Here is a 19,275-nt window from a genome sequence, read left to right on the forward strand (position 1 = left end):
CCGCGCGGGGCCGCGGCGTGTGCGCGGCCCGGTCCGGCGGCAAGCGGCGGCCGGTCAGTGGGCCTAGAAGCCCAGTTTCACCAGCTGCTTGGGATCCCGCTGCCAGTCCTTGGCGACCTTGACGTGCAGGTCGAGGTAGATGCGGGCCCCGAGCAGCGCCTCAATGGCCTTGCGTGCGGTGGTCCCGACCTCGCGCAGCCGGGCGCCGCCCTTGCCGATGATGATTGCCTTCTGGGAGGGGCGTTCGACGTAGAGGTTGACGCGGACGTCCAGGAACGGCCGGTCCTCGGGCCGGTCCTCGCGCGGGACGATCTCGTCGACGACGACGGCCAGGGAGTGCGGGAGCTCGTCGCGGACGCCCTCCAGGGCAGCCTCGCGGATGAGTTCGGCGATCATAACCGCCTCGGGCTCGTCGGTCAGGTGGCCGTCCGGGTACAGCGGGGGCGACGGCGGCATGTGTCCGATCAGCACGTCGGCGACGGTGCCCACCTGGAAGCCGTCCGTGGCGGAGACGGGCACAATGTCCCGCCAGCCGTCCTCCCCGAGCACCTCGCGGCCCAGGGCGGCGACGGCCAGCAGCTGCTCGGTGAGGGCCTGGCGGTCAACGGTGTCGGCCTTGGTGACGATGGCAATGACAGGCTTGTTGCCGATCGCGGCAAGCTGCGCCGCGATGAACTTATCGCCGGGCCCGATTTTCTCGTTGGCGGGCAGGCAGAAACCGATGGCGTCCACCTCAGCGAGCGTGTCGGCCACGAGTTCGTTAAGGCGTTTGCCCAGCAGGGTGCGCGGGCGGTGCAGGCCCGGGGTGTCGACCATAATCAGCTGGGCGTCCTCGCGGTGGACGATGCCGCGGATGGTGTGCCGCGTGGTCTGCGGCTTGGCCGACGTAATGGCGACCTTCTGGCCCACCAGGGCGTTCGTGAGGGTGGATTTCCCCGCGTTCGGCCGTCCCACCAGCACCGCGAACCCGGCCCGGTAACCGCCGAAGGGCGCGCCGCCGTCGGTCTTATTCTGCTTGCTCACGTGGAACTCCCTGTTGCGTTGATTCGGCCTCGTCGAGAAGATCGTCAAGGTCAGTTTCTTCCTTTGGAACGGCCGCCGCAATGATGTGGCTGACGCGGTTCCGGCGGCCTTCGAGCCGGTCGGCACGGAGGGTGACGCCGTCGACGGCCACCGTGCTTCCAACGATCGGCACCCGGCCGAGCGCCTTCGCGAGGAGGCCGCCCACGGTGTCCACCTCGTCGTCGTCGAGCTCGAGGTCGAAAAGTTCACCGAGGTCATCGATGCTCATCCGGGCGCTGACCCGGTAACTGCCGTCGCCCAGCTCCACGGCTTCGGCAGCCTCGGTGTCGTATTCGTCCACAATCTCGCCGACGATTTCCTCGATGAGGTCCTCGAGGGTGACCAGTCCGGCCGTTCCGCCGTATTCGTCGATGACGATCGCCACGTGGGTGGATTCCTTTTGCAGCTCGCGGAGCAGGTCGCTCACGGGCTTGGAATCGGGGACATAACGGACTTCGCGGGCCAGTTCGTCGACGACCGGCGGCTCCTCGCCGGGGCGAAGGTTGTGGATCACGGCGGCGACGTCCTTGAGGTAGACGATGCCGAGGATCTGGTCGGTGTTCTCGCCGATGACCGGGATCCGGGAGTAGCCGGAGCGCAGGAACAAGGACATGGCCCGGTGCAGGCTGGAGCCGGAGTCGATGCAGAGGATGTCGGTGCGGGGCACCATGACCGAGCGGGCCAGGGTGTCGCCGAAATCGAAGACGGACTGGATGAGCTCGGCCTCGTTGTCCTCGATGACGTCGGATTCGCTGGCGCGTTCGACGAGTTCGCGGAATTCCTCTTCGCTGAAGAAGGCCTCGTTGTCCGCCGGCGCCCCGGGGGCCACGGCGCTGCCGAGGGTGACCAGCCAGGCAGGGATGGGTCCGAGGACCCAGCAGAGCCAGCGGATCAGCGGCGCGGCGAAGCGGACCATGCCGGCCGAGTGGACCCGGCCGAGCTGGCGCGGGGACACACCGACGATCACAAAGCCCAGCAGCGCCATGATCCCGGTGGCGGCGAGGCCCGCGAGCCAGACGTTGTCCAGCATGCTGTGCAGGAGCACGGTGACGGCCACCGCGGAGGCCATCTCGAACCAGATGCGCCAGAACCGCAGGGCACGCATGTGGGCCACGGGCTGGGCCATGATCCGTTTGAGCGCCGTCCCGCGGCTTTGCAGGATCGCCAGTTCGGCGTCGTGCCGGGGCAGGTAGTTGAAGGCGGCCTCGGCCGCAGTCAGTACGGCGGCAAAACTCAGGAAGACCAGCGCCATGCAGGCCAAAATCAGTGGGGTCACTGAATCGTCTCTGCCGGGGCGTCCTTACCGGTGAATCCGGAGAGCAGTTCGCGCTGCAGGCCGAACATCTCCTCCTTTTCCTCCGGTTCCGCGTGGTCGAAGCCGAGCAGGTGCAAGATACCGTGGGTGGTCAGGAGCAGCATCTCGTCCTGGGTCGAATGCCCGGCGTTCTTGGCCTGGACCTCGGCCACCTGCGGGCAGATCGCGATATCGCCGAGCATGCCCTGGGGCGTCGGCTTGTCCGGGGTGCCGGGGGTGAGCTCATCCATCGGTACGGAGAGCACGTCGGTTGAGCCGGGCTCGTCCATAAGCTCAATGTGGAGCTTTTCCATCGCGGGCTCGTCCACCAGCAGGATGGACAGTTCCGCCTGCGGGTGGATGAAGAGGCGCTCGAAGACGAACCGTGCCAGTGCCACCAGCTCCGCTTCGTCCACGGCGACGCCTGATTCGTTGTTGACCTCGATGCTCATGCGTGTTCTCCCCGGTTCTCCCGGGTGACAGAATGCTTGACCCGGTTCCTCTGTGTCTCGTCCCAGATGCTGTAAGCGTTGACGATGTCGCCCACCAGCCGGTGCCGGACGACGTCGGAGGCGTCCAGGACCGAGAAGTTGACGTCTTCGATGCCGTGCAGGATGTCCTCCACGATGCGCAGCCCGGAGCGGGTGCCGAAGGGCAGGTCCACTTGGGTGACGTCACCGGTGACCACCATCTTGGACCCGAAGCCCAGACGGGTGAGGAACATCTTCATCTGCTCCGGCGTGGTGTTCTGCGCCTCGTCGAGGATGATGAACGCGTCGTTCAGCGTGCGCCCGCGCATGTACGCCAGCGGGGCGACCTCGATGGTGCCGGCGGCCATCAGCCGCGGGATCGATTCGGGGTCCATCATGTCGTGCAGGGCGTCGTAGAGCGGCCGCAGGTAGGGGTCGATCTTGTCGCTGAGCGTGCCGGGCAGGAAGCCCAGCCGCTCCCCCGCCTCGACGGCCGGGCGGGTCAGGATGATCCGGTTGACTTCCTTTTGCTGCAGCGCCTGGACGGCCTTGGCCATGGCCAGGTAGGTCTTGCCGGTGCCGGCGGGCCCGATTCCAAAAATCACCGTGTTCGCGTCGATCGCGTCAACGTAGTTTTTCTGGTTCAGCGTCTTGGGCCGGATGGTCTTGCCGCGGCTGGAGAGGATGTTGTGGGTCAGGACCTCCACCGGATTCTGCAGCGACTGTGTGCGCAGCAGGGACACGAGTTGCTGGAGAACGGCGGGGGTGATCACCGTTCCGCGTGCCACGAGTCCCCGCACCTCGTTGAGCAGGCGCATGATCCGGGGCACGTCGGCGGCCGGGCCGTTGATGGAGAGTTCATTGCCGCGAACGTGGAAATCTACGTTCGGGAACTGGGTTTCAATAAAGCGCAGGGCCTCGTCGTGACTGCCCAGGGATTGCACCATCTGATCGGAATTGTCGAAGACGACCACCTCCGTCCGCAGGCCTGGGAGGGAGTGGGGGAATTCCCCTGCGGTGCGCTCGCTCGCGCTGATCCGCGCCTTGCCGTTGGCTGCTTCAGTCATAGTGTTGGCCCGCGGGCCTCTGGTCCCCTCCAGTTCGGAAACGGTCGCCCGCTGCAGTTGCCGGCCGACGGCGGTCGGGGCCGTCCGCGCCGGGTTCCAGCGGGTCCTTCCATCTTACGCCAGTGCAGTCCCGTGGCCGCGCGGGCCGGGCGGCGGCGTCTTTAGGTATCAACTTCATATCGGCCTCATATCGTTCCCGTTGCAGTTCGTCCGGCAGCCCGCAAACCCGGCTGCACTCCAAGGCCGCTGTGACATGCTGGATTGGGCCCTTCCCGGCACGAGCCGGATTCGACGGGGCAACAGCAAGGGAACCAGACCATCAGCAGGCGTGGAATGACCAGGACAACTGCAGGACGGCGTACGCGCCGCGGCCTGTTGCGCCTTGTGCTGCCTGCCGCCGTCGCCCTCGCACTGTCCGGCTGCGTGGCCACGCCCCAGCCGGGGATCACAAACTCGACGACGCCGTCACAGGCGGTTCCGGGGCCAGCCGCAGGGATCGCCACCACCAGTGCACCCCTGGAGTCCACGCAGGCGTCCAACAAGGCCCCGGTGTACTGGATCGGGCGCAGCAACAACAACGTTTTCCTGTACCGCGAATTCCGGGATGTCTCCCAGGACGACAATCCGATCACGCGGGCCCTGCGGGTCATGATGTCGGAAAAACCCCTGGACCCTGACTTCTTCACCCCGTGGCAGAACCCCCGGCTGCTGGCCACGTCGATTTCCGGCAAGAACGTGATCACCGTGGACGTCTCCGCGGATGCGTTCAACAGCAATGTCGACGGCGACATGGCCGAGCGCGCTATCCAGCAGCTGGTCTACACAGCCACCGCGGCCGGGGCCAGTTCCGGGCTGACCGATACCGGGCAGCAGATCCAGGTGGTAATCCTCGTCGACGGCCATACCGACTACGTCGCCTTCAACCGGGTGCGGCTCGGCTCCCCCACATCACGCAGCGCGGGAATGGTGGCGCCGGTGTGGATCATTGATCCGCAGGAGGGCACCCAGGAAGCCGACGGTTCGGTCAAAATCTCCGGCCGGAGCACCGTCCCCGGCGGAAAGCTGCACTGGGAGATCCTGCGGGTCGACGGCACCAACAAGACGCCCTATCTCAACGGCAGCGTCACGGCGTCCGCCGACGCCGCCCAGTCCGGCCTGTTCAACATCTCCGTGAACCTCGGCCAGGGGAATTACGAGGCACGGGTCTCGCAGGTGGACCCGACCGGCAAGGTTCAGGACCTCAACGTCGATACCCGCGGGTTCACCGTCCGCTAGCCCGGCGGTTTACCAGCGGCCGAGGATGTCGCTGGCCACAACAGTGGCGGCCGGGCCCGCGGTGGACGAACGCAGCACGTGATGGCCCAGCAGGGCCGTGACCGCACCGGCATCACAGAGCCGGGTCACCTCACGAGGGCTGATCCCGCCTTCGGGCCCAACGATCAGAAGCACCTCGCGGGACCCTCCGCCGTCGCCGGCGTCGGCATGCCAGGCCTCCAACACCCGCCGCAGCGGCCGGACCGCGTCCTCATGCAGGATCACGGCAAGGTCCGCGGCGGCGACGGCGGCCTGCAGCCCGTTGGCGTCCACGGCGGCGCGGACCTCCGGGATCCAGGCACGCCGGGCCTGCTTCGCGGCGGCCGTCACCACCGACTGCCATTTAGCGTGGGCTTTGGCTGCGCGTTCGGGTTTCCACCGCACGATCGAGCGCTCCGCCTGCCAGGGGATCACGGCGTCGATCCCCAGCTCGGTCGCGGTCTCCGCGGCGAGTTCGTCGCGGTCGCCCTTGGCCAGGGCCTGCACCAGCACGAGCCGCACCTCCGGCCGTGGCTCCTCGGCCAGGGCACCGCACTCCACCGTCAGCTCCTGCGGCGCCACGGCCGTGACGGTGCCGGTGATGCGTTTCCCGGCGCCGTCGGCGATGTCAACGGACTCCCCCACAGCCAGCCGCTTGACCGTCACCGCATGGCGCGCCTCGGCGCCGTCCAGGACGAAGTGCGCGCCGGGAACCAGCTGGTCCAGGGTGCCTGCGGGGGTGAAAAAGACGGGGTTGCTCACTGCTACAGGTTACCCAGCCGTCCCCGCAGCTTTGCGAACACGCCGCCGCTGGCTGCGAGCTTGCCTTCGGTGAACTGCTCGCCGCGGAGTTTGGCGAGCTGCCGGAGCAGGTCCTCCTGGGCGGCGTCGAGTTTGCCGGGCGTGTCCACCTGCAGGTGGACCTTCAGGTCGCCACGGCCGTAGCCGCGCAGGTGAGTCACACCCAGGCCACGGAGGGTGATGACCTCGCCGGACTGGGTCCCGGCCTTGACGTCGATCTCCTGTTCGCCGTCAAAGGTTTCCAGGGTCACTTCGGTGCCCAGGGCTGCGGCCGTCATGGGGATGTTCAGGCTGGCGTGCAGGTCATCGCCTTCGCGCACGTAGGTGGAGTCGCTGTTGACCCTGATCTCGACGTACAGGTCTCCCGCGGGGCCGCCGGCGGGACCGGCCTCGCCCTGGCCGGAGAGCTGGATGCGGGTGCCGGTGGCCACACCGGCGGGGACCTTCACGGTCAGGGAGCGGCGGCTGCGGATGCGGCCCTGGCCGGCGCACTCGTTGCACGGGTCCTTGATGACGGTGCCGAAGCCCTCGCAGCTTCCGCACGGGGCCGTGGTCATGACCTGGCCAAGGATGGAGCGCACGGCGCGCTGGACCTGGCCGCTTCCGCCGCAGATGTCGCAGCGTTCGGGGTGGCTGCCCTCGCGGCAGCAGGAACCCTCACACGTGGGGCAAGTGACGGCCGTGTCCACTTCCAGCTTCTTGTTGACGCCGAACACGGCGTCCCGGAGGTCGATCCGAACGCTGATCAAGGCGTCCTGGCCGCGCCGGACCCGGGACGCGGGACCGCCCTGGCCGCCCGCCCCGCCGAAGAACGTCTCGAAGATGTCCTGGAACGCGAAGCCCTGGCCGGCGTAGCCGCCGCCGAATCCGTTGTCCGTCCCGTTCTCGTTGCCCGTGGTGTCGTAGACGCGGCGTTTCTGCGGGTCGGAGAGGACCTCGTAGGCGTGGGTGACCGCCTTGAAGCGCTCCGAGGCGTCATCACCGGGATTGACGTCCGGGTGCAGGGTCCGGGCAAGCTTGCGGTAGGCCTTCTTGATCTCTTCGCCCGTCGCTTCGCGGGAGACTCCAAGAACGTCGTAGTGGCTGCTCAAAGTGTGTATCTCTTCCTTTTTGTACTGCCAGTGGGGCACTGCCTGGTAGAGGCAACAAAGTGGTGACCGGGTCCGCCCGTCAGGGGCCGAGGATCCGGGACAGGTAGCGGGCCACCGCGCGCACGGCGGCCATGGTGGTGGGATAGTCCATTCGGGTGGGGCCGAGGACCCCTACCTTGGCAGTCGCGTCCGGCCCGTAGCCGGTGGCAACCACGGAGGCTTCAGACAACCCGTCGTAGGGGTTCTCCCGGCCGATGCTGACGGTGACGCCGCGGGGGTCCTGGGCCATGTCGCTAAGCAGCCGCAGCATCACTACCTGCTCCTCCAGCGCCTCGAGGACGGGACCGATGCTGAGCGGGAAATCCACGTTGGAGCGCGCCAGATTGGCCGTACCGGCCATCACCATCCGCTCCTCGCGGCTGCTGGCGGCCAGGGATTCCAGCCCCCGCGCCAGGGCCTGGGCGGGGCCGCGCCGCACCGGCGGGCAGCTGTCCACCACGGCCTGCAACGACTGCGGCAGCAGGCTCAACCGCGTCCCGGCGAGCCGATTGAGGAACAGGGCACGAAGCTCTGCCAGGGCGTCGTCGCCGAAGTCCTGTCCGACGTCGATCACGCGCTGTTCCACCTTGCCGGTGTCCGCGATCAGCACCGTCAGTACTTTGCGCGGGGCCAGGAGCACGAACTCTATGTGCCGGACGCGGGCGCGGCTCAGCAGCGGGTACTGGACCACGGCCACCTGGTTGGTCAGCTGCGACAGCAGCCGCACGGTCCGGTCAAGGACGTCGTCGAGGTCGTCGGATCCCTCAAGGAGCGCCTGGATAGCCCGGCGCTCCGCCTGCGACAGGGGTTTGACCGCAGAGATCTGATCCACGAACAGGCGGTAACCCTTGTCCGTTGGGATCCGGCCGGCACTGGTGTGCGGTGCCGTGATCAGGCCCTCGTCTTCCAGTGCGGCCATGTCATTGCGGATCGTCGCGCTGGAAACGCCCAAATGGTGGCGCTCCACCAACGCTTTGGACCCCACGGGCTCGCGGGAGTGGACGTAGTCCTCGACGATGGCGCGCAGCACTTCGAGTTTGCGTGGCTCGCTCACGCTCCACCTCCAATCGACACGTATCGCTTCGCCGGTGCCGGCCGGTCCTGAATCCCCCGGTTAGCACTCGACATGCCTAAGTGCTAACCAGTCTAATATGAGTCGCGCCGTTGTTAGCATTGGATTCGCTGCGGGCGTGAACCCCGGGAACCGTGTCTCCGGGCAGACAACGCGCCGCGCCCATGGTCCTTCCCCGAATTTCCCGAGTGCAAAGCAGTGTGTAGCAGATGTCGTACGAGAACTGGGGTGCGCAGGATCTCACCGCGCCCGCCAAGGCCCAACTGCCCGAGATCCCGGTGGAACGCGGAATGGTGCTGGAGGACGTGCAGTCCGGCTGGGTCGGCGCCGTGACCCGGGTGGAGAAATCCGGGGGTATGTACGTCGTGGCCCTGGAGGACCGGCGCGGTAAGTCGCGGTCCTTCCGGCTGGGCTTCGGTTTCCTGCTCGAGGGGCAGCCCATCCGGCTGATGCCGCCGGCCCCGCGGGCTGCCCCGGCCGGCCCCGCCCGGAGCGTCCGGACCGCGTCCGGTTCCGTCCGCGTCGAAGGGCAGCGCGCCCAGGTGGCGAAGGCCAGCCGGATCTGGGTGGAAGGCAAGCACGACGCCGAACTCGTTGAGAAAGTCTGGGGCGATGACCTGCGGGTGGAGGGCATCGTCGTCGAACCCCTGCACGGCATTGACGACCTCGCCGTCGCCGTCCGGGACTTCCGGCCCGGCCCCGGTCGCCGCCTGGGCGTCCTCGTGGACCACTTGGTCCCCGATTCGAAGGAATCCCGCATCGCCGACGCCGTGATGGCGTCCCCGGGTGCCGCCGGCAACGTCCTGATTGTCGGCCACCCGTATGTGGACGTCTGGCAGGCGATCAGGCCGGCGGTCCTCGGCATTGAACGGTGGCCCGTGATTCCGCGCGGCGTGGACTGGAAGACCGGCATCCTGACGGCCTTCGGCTGGCCGCACAGCACCAAGGAGGACATCGGCCTGGGCTGGCAGAAGCTGCTCGGCGCCGTGCGCAGCTACGCGGACCTGGAGCCCTCGCTCCTGGGCCGGGTGGAAGAGGTTATCGACTTCCTCACTGTGCCCTAACGCCGGCCGGGTGCGTCGTCCGGCGGCCGGAGCACGTATTCTTGAAGGGCGCCTGCTGCGAACTGCGGCAGCCGCTGCTCGTTGCCGTACCGCAGCTCCACCGCAATCCAAAGGATGAAACGTGTCAGAAGACGCACGCGAACACCCGGACCACCAGGCCGGTCACGACCAGCCTCCGTACCACGGCGTTCCCGCCAATGCACTGCCGCTGACGGCGGCCGAGGACCGGCAGTGGGCCACCCTCGCGCACTTCGGCGGCATCCTGGGTTGCATCCCCGCACTGCTGATTTACCTGATCTTCAAGGACCGGGGCCCGTTCACCGCCCAGGAATCAAAAGAGGCGCTGAACTTCACCCTGCCGCCCACCATCGCCGCGGTGGTGGCCAATCTCCTGGTCTTTATTCCGGTGGTCGGCAACTTGTTCGCCGTGCTGGCGACCCTCATCTGGATCGCCCTCGCCTGCTTCTCCGTCGCGGCCGGCATCCACGTCAACCGTGGCCAGCCGCACCGCTACGACTACAACCTCCGCTGGATCAAGTAGCGCCGGACTAATTGCGCCGGGTCATGCAGGTCAGTCCGGCAGGATCCGGCGGACAACGGCGTCGGCCAGCAGCCGGCCCCGGAGGGTCAGCACTAGGCGCCCCTTGAAGGCAGCCGCCGGGTCCACCAGGCCGTCCGCAATCAGACCGGCGATGGCGTGGCGGCCGGTGTCGCCCAGGCCGCCCAGGCTGGTAATCGCCAGGCCGGTCACCAGCCTCGCTTCGAGCATCACGCGTTCCATGTCCCGGGTTTCCGCGTCGAGGGTTTCCCTGCCAGCCGCGGGTGACACACCCGAGGCCAGCCGCCCGGCATAAGCCGTGGGATGTTTGACGTTCCACCAGCGGACGCCGCCGACGTGCGAATGCGCCCCGGGGCCAATCCCCCACCAGTCGTCCCCGCGCCAGTAGGCCAGGTTGTGCCGGCAGGCCTGGTCCGGGGTGCGCGCCCAGTTGCTGACCTCATACCAGCCCAGGCCAGCAGCGGAGATCAGTTCTTCGGCGAGCTCGTATTTGGCCGCGTGGTCGTCGTCGTCGATCCCCGGCACTTCGCCGCGGCGGATCTGGGCGGCCAGCTTGGTGCCGTCCTCCACGATCAGCGCGTAGGCGCTGATGTGGTCCGGTCCATAGGACAACGCGGTTTCCAGCGAAAACCGCCAGTCATCCAACGACTCGCCGGGAGTCCCGTAGATCAGGTCCAGGCTCACCGCCAGGCCGGCGTCCCGGGCCCACTGGACGACCTGCGGCACACGGCTGGGCGTGTGCGTTCGGTCCAGGACCTTGAGGACGTGGGGCACTGCGGACTGCATACCGAAAGACACCCGGGTGAACCCGGCGTCCGCGAGCAGCTGGAGGGATTCGGGCGTGACCGAATCCGGGTTGGCTTCCGTGGTGACTTCGGCGCCGGGTTCCAGGCCCCAGGTACCGATCGCGGCGGCGAGGATCTTCGCGAGGTCCTCCGCCGGCAGCAGCGTGGGTGTCCCGCCGCCGAAAAACACCGTGCCCAGCCGCCGCTCCGGCAGGCCCGAGGCCTTCAGGACCCGGCCGGCGAAATCGACTTCGGCGACGGCTGTGCTGGCATACGCGTCCTGCGAGGCGCCGCCGCCCAGCTCCGTGGCGGTGTAGGTGTTGAAGTCACAGTAGCCGCAGCGGACGGCGCAGAACGGGATGTGGACGTAGAGCCCGAAAGCCCGGTCCGCGGCGCCCTCCAGCGCCTGGGCGGGCAGGAGCCCGTCCGACGGCGCGGGGTCACCGAGGGGAAGCGCGCTTGGCATGGCTACTTCTTGGCCTTGTCCTTGGACTCTTCGGTGGTCAGGGCGGCGATGAAGGCTTCCTGCGGTACCTCGACGCGGCCCACCATCTTCATGCGCTTCTTGCCTTCCTTCTGCTTCTCGAGCAGCTTGCGCTTACGGGTGATGTCACCGCCGTAGCACTTTGCGAGGACGTCCTTGCGGATGGCACGGATGCTCTCGCGGGCGATGATCCGGGAGCCGATGGCTGCTTGGATCGGCACCTCGAACTGCTGCCTCGGGATCAGTTCGCGCAGTTTGCCGGTCATCATCACTCCGTAGGCGTAGGCCTTGTCGCGGTGCGTGATGGCGCTGAAGGCGTCCACTTGTTCGCCCTGGAGCATGATGTCCACCTTGACGAGGTCGGCGACCTGGTCGCCGTCGGCCTTCCAGTCCAGCGAGCCGTAGCCGCGGGTCTTGGACTTGAGGATGTCGAAGAAGTCGAAGACGATCTCGGCCAGCGGCAGGCGGTAACGGATCTCCACCCGGTCCTCGGACAGGTAGTCCATGCCGCCCATCACGCCGCGGCGGCTCTGGCACAGCTCCATGATGGCGCCGACGAAGTCGTTCGGTGCCAGGATGGTGGCGGAAACCATCGGCTCGCGGACCTCTGCGACCTTGCCGGTGGGGTATTCGCTGGGGTTGGTGACGTGGACCACCTTCTTGTCCTCAAGCGTCACCTCGTACTCCACGTTTGGCGCGGTGGAGATCAGGTCCAGGTTGTATTCGCGTTCGAGCCGCTCACGGGTGATCTCCAAGTGCAGCAGGCCCAGGAAGCCCACGCGGAAGCCGAAGCCCAGGGCAGCGGAGGTTTCCGGTTCGTAGACCAGCGCGGCGTCGTTGAGCATCAGTTTCTCGAGCGCGTCGCGGAGCACCGGGTAGTCGGTGCCGTCCAGCGGGTAGAGGCCGGAGAAAACCATCGGCTTGGCGTCGGCGTAGCCGGCGAGGGACTCGCTGGCGGGTTTGGCCAGGTTGGTGACGGTGTCGCCGACCTTGGACTGGCGGACGTCCTTCACGCCGGTGATCAGGTACCCGACCTCGCCGACGCCCAGGCCCTTGGACGGGGTGGGTTCCGGGGAGCTCACACCGATTTCAAGGAGTTCGTGGGTGGCGCGGGTGGACATCATCTGGATGCGTTCGCGCGGGTGCAGCATGCCGTCCACCACACGGACGTAGGTGACGACGCCGCGGTAGGTGTCGTAGACGGAGTCGAAGATCATGGCGCGGGCGGGCGCCGTCGGGTCGCCGACCGGAGCCGGGAGGTCGTGGACGATCTTGTCCAAGAGGGCTTCGACGCCGGCGCCGGTCTTGCCGGAGACGCGCAGTACATCGTCCGGGTCGCCGCCGATCAGGTTGGCCAGTTCATCGGCGTATTTTTCCGGCTGGGCGGCCGGCAGGTCGATCTTGTTCAGGACCGGAATGATCGTGAGGTTGTTCTCCATCGCCAGGTAGAGGTTGGCGAGGGTCTGCGCCTCGATGCCCTGGGCTGCGTCCACGAGGAGGACGGCGCCTTCGCAGGCTGCGAGGGACCGAGAGACCTCGTAGGTGAAGTCAACGTGGCCGGGCGTGTCGATCATGTTCAGTGCGTAACTGGTGTCATCGAGCTCCCAGGGCATACGGACGGCCTGGGACTTGATGGTGATGCCGCGTTCGCGCTCGATGTCCATGCGGTCCAGGTACTGGGCCTTCATGTCGCGGGACTGGACGACGCCGGTGTACTGGAGCATCCGGTCAGCCAGCGTGGACTTGCCGTGGTCAATATGCGCAATGATGCAGAAGTTCCGGATGAGGGCCGGATCTGTTGCGGCAGGCACCGGGGCGGTGCGGGCCATGGGAGACACGCAGGGTCCTTACTGTTGGCAATACGCGGGAGCGGTACTGAGGGCTTATCCATGGGGTGGCGCTGCCGGCTGTCCGCCGTGCTGCGGCGCACCGCATTTGTCGTTCCTATAGTCTCCCACGTCCGCGTCTCCGGCACCGCATTCCCGCCACGGACCGGCCATTGCCGGCGCAAAGGAACCTAGCTCCGGGCTGCTGCCGGGGCCGGGGCGCGGCGGGCGGTATGGTGTGCCCATGGCCCTGAACCTTCGCTCCTTTGGCAACGCCCTCCGCCGCACCCTGCGTTTCCTGGACCGGCTGGGCGGTGGGCCGGCACCCACCCGGCGGCCCTCGGGCACCGCCCGCGGCCGCGCGTCTGCCCCCGGCAAGGCAGGCGCAGGCAGCATTGGCCTGAGCGGCCGCTACCCCGGTGACTTCCAGGGCACATCCACCGTCCAGTACAGGCCCGCCGTCAACGGCCTGCCTGAGCCGGGCGAGATTGTCTGGACGTGGGTTCCGTTCGAGGAGGACCACAGCCGCGGCAAGGACCGCCCGGTACTGCTCGTCGGGACCCGGGGGCGCTATCTGCTGGGGCTGATGCTCACCAGCAAGGACCACGACAGCGACGCCCGACGCGCGGATGACTACGTGGACATCGGTACCGGACCCTGGGACCGACAGTGGCGCCCCAGCGAGGCCAGGGTGGACCGCGTCCTGCAGATCAATCCCCAGGATGTGCGCCGCGAAGGGGCAATCCTGGATGCCGGACGGTTCCGCGATATCGCCGCGGCCCTGCGCACCCGCCACGGCTGGTCCTGATCCCGCCGGGAGGTCTTACTCCGGCGGGGCCCGGCCGCTCCCCGTCCGGCCGGACGCGACCCGCGCAACCGGCCCGAAATCGCCAGCGGGTGCACTGCTCTGCTATTATTGACAGCTGTGTGTCCGTGCAGGTCGACGGCCACAGATGGTTGGTCGCCATAGGTATCCCCACGCCGCTCAGTCAATGGCCAATCTGAAAGCCCTCTAGACCATTTTCCGCATTGAAAAAGAGAGTTCACACGTGGCTAATATCAAGTCCCAGAAGAAGCGCATCCTGACCAACGAAAAGGCTCGCCTGCGCAACAACGCAGTCAAGTCCGAGCTGAAGACGGCCATCCGCGCCGTCAACACTGCCGTTGCGTCCACCGACAAGGATGCCGCTGCTGCTGCACTGGTTTCTGCCAGCCGGAAGCTCGACAAGGCTGTCAGCAAGGGTGTTCTTCACAAGAACAACGCTGCAAACCGCAAGTCGGCGATCTCCAAGAAGGTCAACGCACTCTAAGGTTTTCCAGTTCAACTGAACTGACGATTGTGGCCGGCACCCCAGGGTGCCGGCCACAGCCAGTTAAAAACCCGGCCACATTTTCTGCGGCGGTGCGGGCCGGCGCCAGCCTGAGCGGGATCAGCCCCTCGCCTGCGGGGACACACTGCGGAGCTATCGGCAACCGGCCCGCGCCCCCGAGGGTCAGCGCCGGACCGATCCCGCGATGACCGTGACGGCGTGCTCGACGGCATAAACCGGATCACGGGACAGCCCTTTGACCTGGGCGTCTGCCTCGGCGGTGACCTGAATGGACCGGACCAGGCCTTCCGGGGTCCACCGCCTCACCTCACGCTGCGCCTGTTCCACCAGCCAGGGCTGCATGCCCAGCTGTTTCGCGATCTGGGCAGACGAACCCTGCGCGCCGGCAACTTTGGCCAGGGAGCGCAGTTTCGAGGCAAGGGCGGCAACGATCGGCACGGGGTCCGCCCCGGTGTCCAGGGCGTGCCGGAGGGTCGACAGGGCCAGGGGCGCGTTTCCGGCCATCGCTGCGTCGGCGACCTTGAAACCGGAAGCTTCGACCCTGCCGCCGTAGTAGCGGTCCACCAGTTCGGCATCGACGGCGGACGTGGCATCGGCGATCAGCTGGCTGCAGGCCGCGGCGAGCTCGGACAGATTTGCCCCGACGGCATTGACCAGGGCCTGCACTGCCTCAGGCTCGATGCGCCGCGAGGCCGCCTTGAACTCCGTGGTGACGAAGGCCACCTTGTCAGCGTCTTTTTTCAACGGCTGGCAGTCAACCACGGGCCACCCGCCGGCCTTAATGGCGTCGAGCAGTTTCTTGCCGCGCACTCCCCCGCCGTGCCGCAGCACCAGGACTGCGTCCGGTTCCGGCTGGGCCAGGTACTTGAGCGCGTCGGCGAGGAAGGCATCATTCATTGCCTCGAGGCCTTCCACTTCGATCAGCTTCTGCTCACCGAACAGCGACGGGCTGACGTTCATGGCCAGGGCCCCGGGGTCGTAGCTGCCGGCGTTGAGCCGGGTGACCTCGACGTCGGGCGCGGCGGCGCGGACCTGGGAGCGGATCCGGTCCATGGCCCGGGACCCCAGATAGTCTTCCGGTCCGCCCACCAGCACTACCGGCGCCGGCGTAACGTCCCGCCAGGTGGCGGTGTTCGCGGCCGTGGTCCGGGTGCGTTGGGTCTGGGCAGCAGCCACTGGTGGTTCCTCCGGGAAGTTGGTTTGCAGACTCTAAGCGTGCCACGGCCGGGGCGGTGCTCCAAGCCGCGCGGTCTGTGCCGGACGGGCGGTTTCCGGGCAGCTGCGGATGCCGCAGGGTGGTCGAGGATCCGGGTGAGCAACAGTGTGGCCTGCCCATGCAGGATCAGGACCAGACGCCGGACGGCGGCGGGGTGGGTGGCCGCCCACGTCCCGGCCAGGGACACGGCGGAGAAGCCCGCCATCGTGGCTGCACCGAAGGCTCCCTCCGGCCACGGCAGCGCCGCGCCAGGCAGGGCTGCAAAGTAGCGTGCTATTCCGGCCACTCCGTCGGCGAACATGCCGGCCACTGCGATGGGCAGTGCAGCGACGTCCGGAACGAGTGGCACCAGCGGTACCGCGGCCGTACCCGTAAGCGTCACGGGCGCCACGAACGCAGCGGCGGCCAGGTTCGCCGCCAGGGCGTAGCTGCTGAACTGGGGCTGAAGCAGCACAATCACGGGACCACAGAACAGTTGCGCCGACAACGGGACCGCGAGGCCCGCAGCCGCCCAGCGAGGCACAGCCGGTGGAAACCAGCCCATGAGGGGGCCTCCGGCGACGACGATGCCCAGGGTCGCCAGGACGGACAGCACAAACCCGAAGTCGCCGGCGAGTTCGGGGCTCCCGAGCAATAGTCCAGTTGACGCCAGGCAGAGCAGGCTGAGGCCGCGCCCGGCCCGGCCGAACACCAGGGCCGAGAGTCCGATGGCCCCCATGAGGGCCGCCCGGAGCACACTGGCGTCGGGGCCGACCATTAGGACGAAGAGCCCCAGTCCGGTGGCCGCAACCGTCGCGGCTACAGCACGGGGGAACCGCAGGCTGCGGGCCGCGAGCAGCAGGGCGCCCAGGATGAGGCTGCAGTTGGCTCCGCTGACAGCGGTCAGGTGCGTCATGCCGACGGTTTTCATGGCTGCGGCCAGCTGCGCGTCCAGGGCGGCGGTGTCCCCCGTGACCATGCCGGGCAACAGGCCGCGGGCGTCCCCCGCCAGGCGTTCTGCGGCGGTACGGAACCCTTGGCCCAGCTTGGCTGGCAGGCTTTCCCAGCCCGGGGCGGCCGACAGCTGCTGCGGCGCGGAGGACGCGGCCAGCATTCCTGCCTCGGCTTCGCCTTGCCCGGCCGTTTTGAGGGTGCCAGTTGTCCGGAACCGCTGGCCTGGTTCGGCGATCTGCCACCCGCGTCCGCCGACGACCAGCAGCTTCGCGGGGGCCTCCACCCTGCGGCCATCGAAGACCAGAACCCGAAGGGTCACCGGGACCAGCCAACGGTCCGCGAGGCCGGAACGTCCTGGCGCCCGTAGCCGTTTGGGCGTGGCGGCGACGTCGACCTCGGCCACCACGGAGGCGCCGGCGGCGACGGCCTCCGACACCGCTCCCTCGCTCCGTAACGTGGACGCCCCCGCCGAATGGGCACCGGCGACGGACGAAAGCAGCAAACCGACGGCCATCGTGGCCCGGAGGCTGCGCGCTACGGGGCTCCGGCGGCGGGACTGGACCCCAAGCAACAGGGCGGCAGCCGCGGCTGATAGAGCAGCGCACAGTACGGCGAGGGCGGCCGGCGCCAGCCAACCGCCGGCCAACGCTGTAGCCCAGACCAGGAGTGTGGCGGGGACCAGCCGCACGTCGGTCCGGCGGCGCTGGGGGCTCGGGCTCTGTTGCCGCTCCCGGCCCCTCGCCCGGTGCAGCGCATCCGCCAGGGCCCCAGACAGCACTTGGCGCAGGGTACGCGCTTGGGCGCCGTCCCCGGACGGGGTGTGGTCCGGTGTGTCCGGGCCCCTGGCCATCCCTGCGGCGGCGGCGTCCCGCATGATCTGCCACCGGGGCCGGGGTGAGGCTGCCATGTCAGACCCTCACCAGGGGTAGGAGCGCCGCAAGCATCTTTGGGCCGACGCCATCTACAGCATCGAGTTCTTCGACCCTGCCGAACCGGCCGTGCTGCTTCCGCCAGTCCACGATTCTCTGGGCCAGCACCGGCCCGACACGGGGCAGGGTGGTGAGTTCTTCGACGCCGGCGGTGTTCAGGTTGACCCTCCCCGAAGACTCTCCGGATCCATTTGCCGTGCCTGCACCCGAAGTTGTGGACGGGCCTGCGGGTTCCACAGGGTCCGGGCTGCCCCGCTCCGGAACGAGGATCTTCTGGCCGTCCTCGAGGACAGCGGCGAGGTTGAGCCGGTCGAGGTCGGCCGTGCGGGTACTTCCGCCGGCAGCCTTGATGGCTTCGTGGAGCCGGCTCCCGCGCGGCAGCTCCACCACTCCGGCTTTGGCGACGGCGCCGGCGACGTGCACGATGATGACTGCTGCCGTCCCTCCGGCGGGCGCGGTGGCCGCCGGGGCTGCGGTCGCGCCAGTCCCGGGCTCTCCGCCGGCCCCCGCGTCGGCTCCGGCCCTCTGCGCTATTGACTCGACCCGTGGTGCGCCGCTCGCCGCCTGCCACCAGAACCAGCCGCCCAGCAGCACCGAGACAACCGCCAGGAGCGCAGCGGCCCGCCGGCCTGTCCGCCACCGGAATCCGGCCCCGCCCTGCACACCGGCCTCGCCCGCGGCGGCCCCCGCGTCGTCGTTCGCCTCGCCCCGCACCGGAGGGAAGACCGCCGTCGGGTTCCTGCTGCCCGGCATGGGCCCGAGCAGCCCCTCGTCCGGGGCGGCGCCTAAGGTGGCGGCCCAGCGGTGCCGGGCCGGGACGGCTCCGCCGCGGGACCCGGCGTCCGGATATCGGCCTGACATGCACCCAGCGTAAAAACGGCAGCCATCGGGCCGACAGGGGCGGAAACGGCTATGTGGAAAGCGGCCCGGCAGTCTCCGGCGTCTGACCGCTCCCGGGCAGTGGAGTGCTGCTCTCCCCCACAATGACGGCCAGGACGCCGAGCCCGGCGTGGGCAGCCAACACCGCAGGCAGTGCGCTGAGCTGGGCGGGCGGGCAATCCGGAAGCAGCTGACCCAGCCGGGCGGCCATCTGTTCAGCCTCCACCCGGTTACCGAAGTGGTGCACCGCGATCCGGGCCTCGCCGTTGGGGCGGGAGCGCGCATCGGCTGCCACGATCTCTTCGAGCCGGCCAACGGCGCGCGCAGCGGAGCGGACCTTTTCCAGCGGCACTACCTTGCCGCCGTCGACCGCGAGGATCGGCTTGATGGAGAACATGGTGCCCCACAGGGAGGCCGCCGCACCGATCCGTCCCCCGCGGCGCAGCTGCTCGAGGCTCGGCACGTAGAAATAGACCTTGGTGCGGGCCAGCCGTTCCTCGGCGAAAGCCCTGACCTGTCCGGCGCTCCGGCCGTCGGCGGCCGCGACCACGGCGCTCTGCACGCCCATGCCGAGAGCCATCCCGACCGTGCGGGAATCGAGGATCTCCACTGGGATCCCGACCCTGGCCGCGGCGAGCCGGGCGGAATCGGCTGTACCGGAGAGCTCGCCGGAGATGTGTATCGAGACGACTGCTTCGAAGCCGCGGGCCGCAGCCGCCAGGTAAGCCTGCTCGAACTGGCCGGGCGAGGGCCGCGACGTGTGGACCGGCACCGCGCCGGCAAGCGCCACGGCGATGGTCTCGGCGATGTCGTCCTCACCTTCGCCGTAGATCTCGGTGCCCACCATCACCGGCATCGGCACCACGGTGAGGCGGCCGTCGGCGGTGAAGTCGCGCACCCACTCCGCGGGCAGCGCGGCTGCCGAATCCGTGACCACTGCGGTCCGCACGGCCACCGCTGGCACGGGTTCAACAACGGCGCCCGGACGGGTGGCCTGGCGGAGCCTGATGAGGCGTTCGCGCAGCCAGGGCCAGCCAGGGGGCTCACGGTCGGGCACCACACACCTCCTGGAAGAGTTCC

18 protein-coding genes are annotated in these 19,275 nt (G+C 68.4%); 5 read left to right on the forward strand and 13 right to left on the reverse strand.

All coding sequences use genetic code 11. The annotated features are described in order from the left end of the window. Window positions 1-63 precede the first annotated feature (63 nt). Genes era through AC1DBE_RS01895 form a run of 4 tightly spaced genes read right to left on the reverse strand, consistent with a single transcriptional unit; the run spans window position 64 to window position 3,893 of the window. Window positions 64-1,023 (reverse strand): GTPase Era, encoded by a 960-nt coding sequence (gene era / locus AC1DBE_RS01880; protein WP_476879372.1) that lies wholly within the window; start codon window positions 1,021-1,023, stop codon window positions 64-66. Further along, complete coding sequence (locus tag AC1DBE_RS01885; protein WP_476903362.1) at window positions 1,007-2,338, reverse strand: hemolysin family protein; 1,332 nt, start codon at window positions 2,336-2,338, stop codon at window positions 1,007-1,009. Before AC1DBE_RS01885 ends, era begins: the two co-directional genes overlap by 17 nt. Next, complete coding sequence (gene ybeY, locus AC1DBE_RS01890) at window positions 2,335-2,808, reverse strand: rRNA maturation RNase YbeY (RefSeq protein WP_476903361.1); 474 nt, start codon at window positions 2,806-2,808, stop codon at window positions 2,335-2,337. Before ybeY ends, AC1DBE_RS01885 begins: the two co-directional genes overlap by 4 nt. Continuing rightward, window positions 2,805-3,893 carry a PhoH family protein gene (locus tag AC1DBE_RS01895; RefSeq protein WP_476903360.1) on the reverse strand — a complete coding sequence of 363 codons (1,089 nt, stop codon included), beginning with the start codon at window positions 3,891-3,893 and terminating at the stop codon, window positions 2,805-2,807. Before AC1DBE_RS01895 ends, ybeY begins: the two co-directional genes overlap by 4 nt. 333 nt (window positions 3,894-4,226) lie before the next feature. Here AC1DBE_RS01895 and AC1DBE_RS01900 point away from each other — a divergent pair, with 333 nt between their 5' ends. Then, window positions 4,227-5,168, forward strand: coding sequence for a GerMN domain-containing protein (locus tag AC1DBE_RS01900; RefSeq protein ID WP_476969437.1), 942 nt, complete (start codon window positions 4,227-4,229; stop codon window positions 5,166-5,168). Window positions 5,169-5,177: 9 nt separating this feature from the next. Here AC1DBE_RS01900 and AC1DBE_RS01905 read toward each other — a convergent pair whose 3' ends face one another. From AC1DBE_RS01905 to hrcA, 3 genes are all read right to left on the reverse strand, one after another. Next, window positions 5,178-5,948, reverse strand: coding sequence for a 16S rRNA (uracil(1498)-N(3))-methyltransferase (locus AC1DBE_RS01905; RefSeq protein ID WP_476969438.1), 771 nt, complete (start codon window positions 5,946-5,948; stop codon window positions 5,178-5,180). Window positions 5,949-5,950: 2 nt separating this feature from the next. Beyond that, window positions 5,951-7,078, reverse strand: coding sequence for a molecular chaperone DnaJ (gene dnaJ, locus AC1DBE_RS01910; protein ID WP_476969439.1), 1,128 nt, complete (start codon window positions 7,076-7,078; stop codon window positions 5,951-5,953). A 79-nt stretch (window positions 7,079-7,157) separates the two neighbouring features. Beyond that, entirely contained in the window at window positions 7,158-8,171 is a 1,014-nt protein-coding gene (hrcA, locus tag AC1DBE_RS01915; RefSeq protein WP_476879365.1) for a heat-inducible transcriptional repressor HrcA, read from the reverse strand. A 227-nt stretch (window positions 8,172-8,398) separates the two neighbouring features. On the opposite strand from hrcA, the gene AC1DBE_RS01920 reads away from it, so the two are divergent. After that, window positions 8,399-9,253, forward strand: coding sequence for a DUF3097 domain-containing protein (locus AC1DBE_RS01920; protein ID WP_476969440.1), 855 nt, complete (start codon window positions 8,399-8,401; stop codon window positions 9,251-9,253). Between the two features lie 121 nt (window positions 9,254-9,374). Then, a complete protein-coding gene (locus AC1DBE_RS01925; RefSeq protein WP_476903358.1) occupies window positions 9,375-9,794 on the forward strand; it encodes a DUF4870 domain-containing protein in 420 nt (139 codons plus the stop codon). A 30-nt stretch (window positions 9,795-9,824) separates the two neighbouring features. Here the strand turns inward: AC1DBE_RS01925 and hemW are convergent, their stop codons facing one another. Together hemW and lepA are read right to left on the reverse strand one after the other, a co-directional pair. Beyond that, window positions 9,825-11,063, reverse strand: a complete 1,239-nt coding sequence (gene hemW, locus AC1DBE_RS01930) for a radical SAM family heme chaperone HemW (protein WP_476878896.1) — start codon at window positions 11,061-11,063, stop codon at window positions 9,825-9,827. Between the two features lie 2 nt (window positions 11,064-11,065). After that, window positions 11,066-12,919 (reverse strand): translation elongation factor 4, encoded by a 1,854-nt coding sequence (gene lepA, locus AC1DBE_RS01935; protein ID WP_476903357.1) that lies wholly within the window; start codon window positions 12,917-12,919, stop codon window positions 11,066-11,068. Window positions 12,920-13,151: 232 nt separating this feature from the next. Between lepA and AC1DBE_RS01940 the strand changes: the two genes are divergently transcribed. Both AC1DBE_RS01940 and rpsT read left to right on the forward strand, forming a co-directional pair. Then, on the forward strand, window positions 13,152-13,715 hold the full coding sequence (locus tag AC1DBE_RS01940) for a type II toxin-antitoxin system PemK/MazF family toxin (protein WP_476878898.1): 564 nt from the start codon (window positions 13,152-13,154) through the stop codon (window positions 13,713-13,715). Window positions 13,716-13,956: 241 nt separating this feature from the next. Beyond that, complete coding sequence (rpsT, locus tag AC1DBE_RS01945) at window positions 13,957-14,217, forward strand: 30S ribosomal protein S20 (RefSeq protein ID WP_307036225.1); 261 nt, start codon at window positions 13,957-13,959, stop codon at window positions 14,215-14,217. Between the two features lie 183 nt (window positions 14,218-14,400). Here the strand turns inward: rpsT and holA are convergent, their stop codons facing one another. Genes holA through AC1DBE_RS01965 form a run of 4 tightly spaced genes read right to left on the reverse strand, consistent with a single transcriptional unit; the run spans window position 14,401 to window position 19,252 of the window. Beyond that, a complete protein-coding gene (holA, locus tag AC1DBE_RS01950; protein WP_476878899.1) occupies window positions 14,401-15,414 on the reverse strand; it encodes a DNA polymerase III subunit delta in 1,014 nt (337 codons plus the stop codon). Beyond that, window positions 15,333-17,294: a ComEC/Rec2 family competence protein gene (locus tag AC1DBE_RS01955; RefSeq protein ID WP_476969441.1), complete on the reverse strand. Its 1,962-nt coding sequence runs from the start codon at window positions 17,292-17,294 to the stop codon at window positions 15,333-15,335. Before AC1DBE_RS01955 ends, holA begins: the two co-directional genes overlap by 82 nt. 1 nt (window position 17,295) lies before the next feature. Continuing rightward, complete coding sequence (locus tag AC1DBE_RS01960; protein ID WP_476969442.1) at window positions 17,296-18,177, reverse strand: helix-hairpin-helix domain-containing protein; 882 nt, start codon at window positions 18,175-18,177, stop codon at window positions 17,296-17,298. 49 nt (window positions 18,178-18,226) lie between these two features. After that, window positions 18,227-19,252, reverse strand: coding sequence for a DegV family protein (locus AC1DBE_RS01965; RefSeq protein WP_476969443.1), 1,026 nt, complete (start codon window positions 19,250-19,252; stop codon window positions 18,227-18,229). Between the last annotated feature and the right edge of the window lie 23 nt (window positions 19,253-19,275).

It is taken from the genome of Arthrobacter sp. 10T416 (assembly GCF_056394165.1).

Excerpts from the sequence above, each read along its gene's own strand:
- AC1DBE_RS01955 (WP_476969441.1), bottom strand. The coding sequence starts at position 17,294 with ATGGCAGCCTCACCCCGGCCCCGGTGGCAGATCATGCGGGACGCCGCC.
- AC1DBE_RS01895 (WP_476903360.1), bottom strand. The coding sequence starts at position 3,893 with ATGACTGAAGCAGCCAACGGCAAGGCGCGGATCAGCGCGAGCGAGCGC.
- hemW (WP_476878896.1), bottom strand. The coding sequence starts at position 11,063 with ATGCCAAGCGCGCTTCCCCTCGGTGACCCCGCGCCGTCGGACGGGCTC.
- AC1DBE_RS01920 (WP_476969440.1), top strand. The coding sequence starts at position 8,399 with ATGTCGTACGAGAACTGGGGTGCGCAGGATCTCACCGCGCCCGCCAAG.
- AC1DBE_RS01960 (WP_476969442.1), bottom strand. The coding sequence starts at position 18,177 with ATGTCAGGCCGATATCCGGACGCCGGGTCCCGCGGCGGAGCCGTCCCG.
- AC1DBE_RS01940 (WP_476878898.1), top strand. The coding sequence starts at position 13,152 with ATGGCCCTGAACCTTCGCTCCTTTGGCAACGCCCTCCGCCGCACCCTG.
- AC1DBE_RS01900 (WP_476969437.1), top strand. The coding sequence starts at position 4,227 with ATGACCAGGACAACTGCAGGACGGCGTACGCGCCGCGGCCTGTTGCGC.
- ybeY (WP_476903361.1), bottom strand. The coding sequence starts at position 2,808 with ATGAGCATCGAGGTCAACAACGAATCAGGCGTCGCCGTGGACGAAGCG.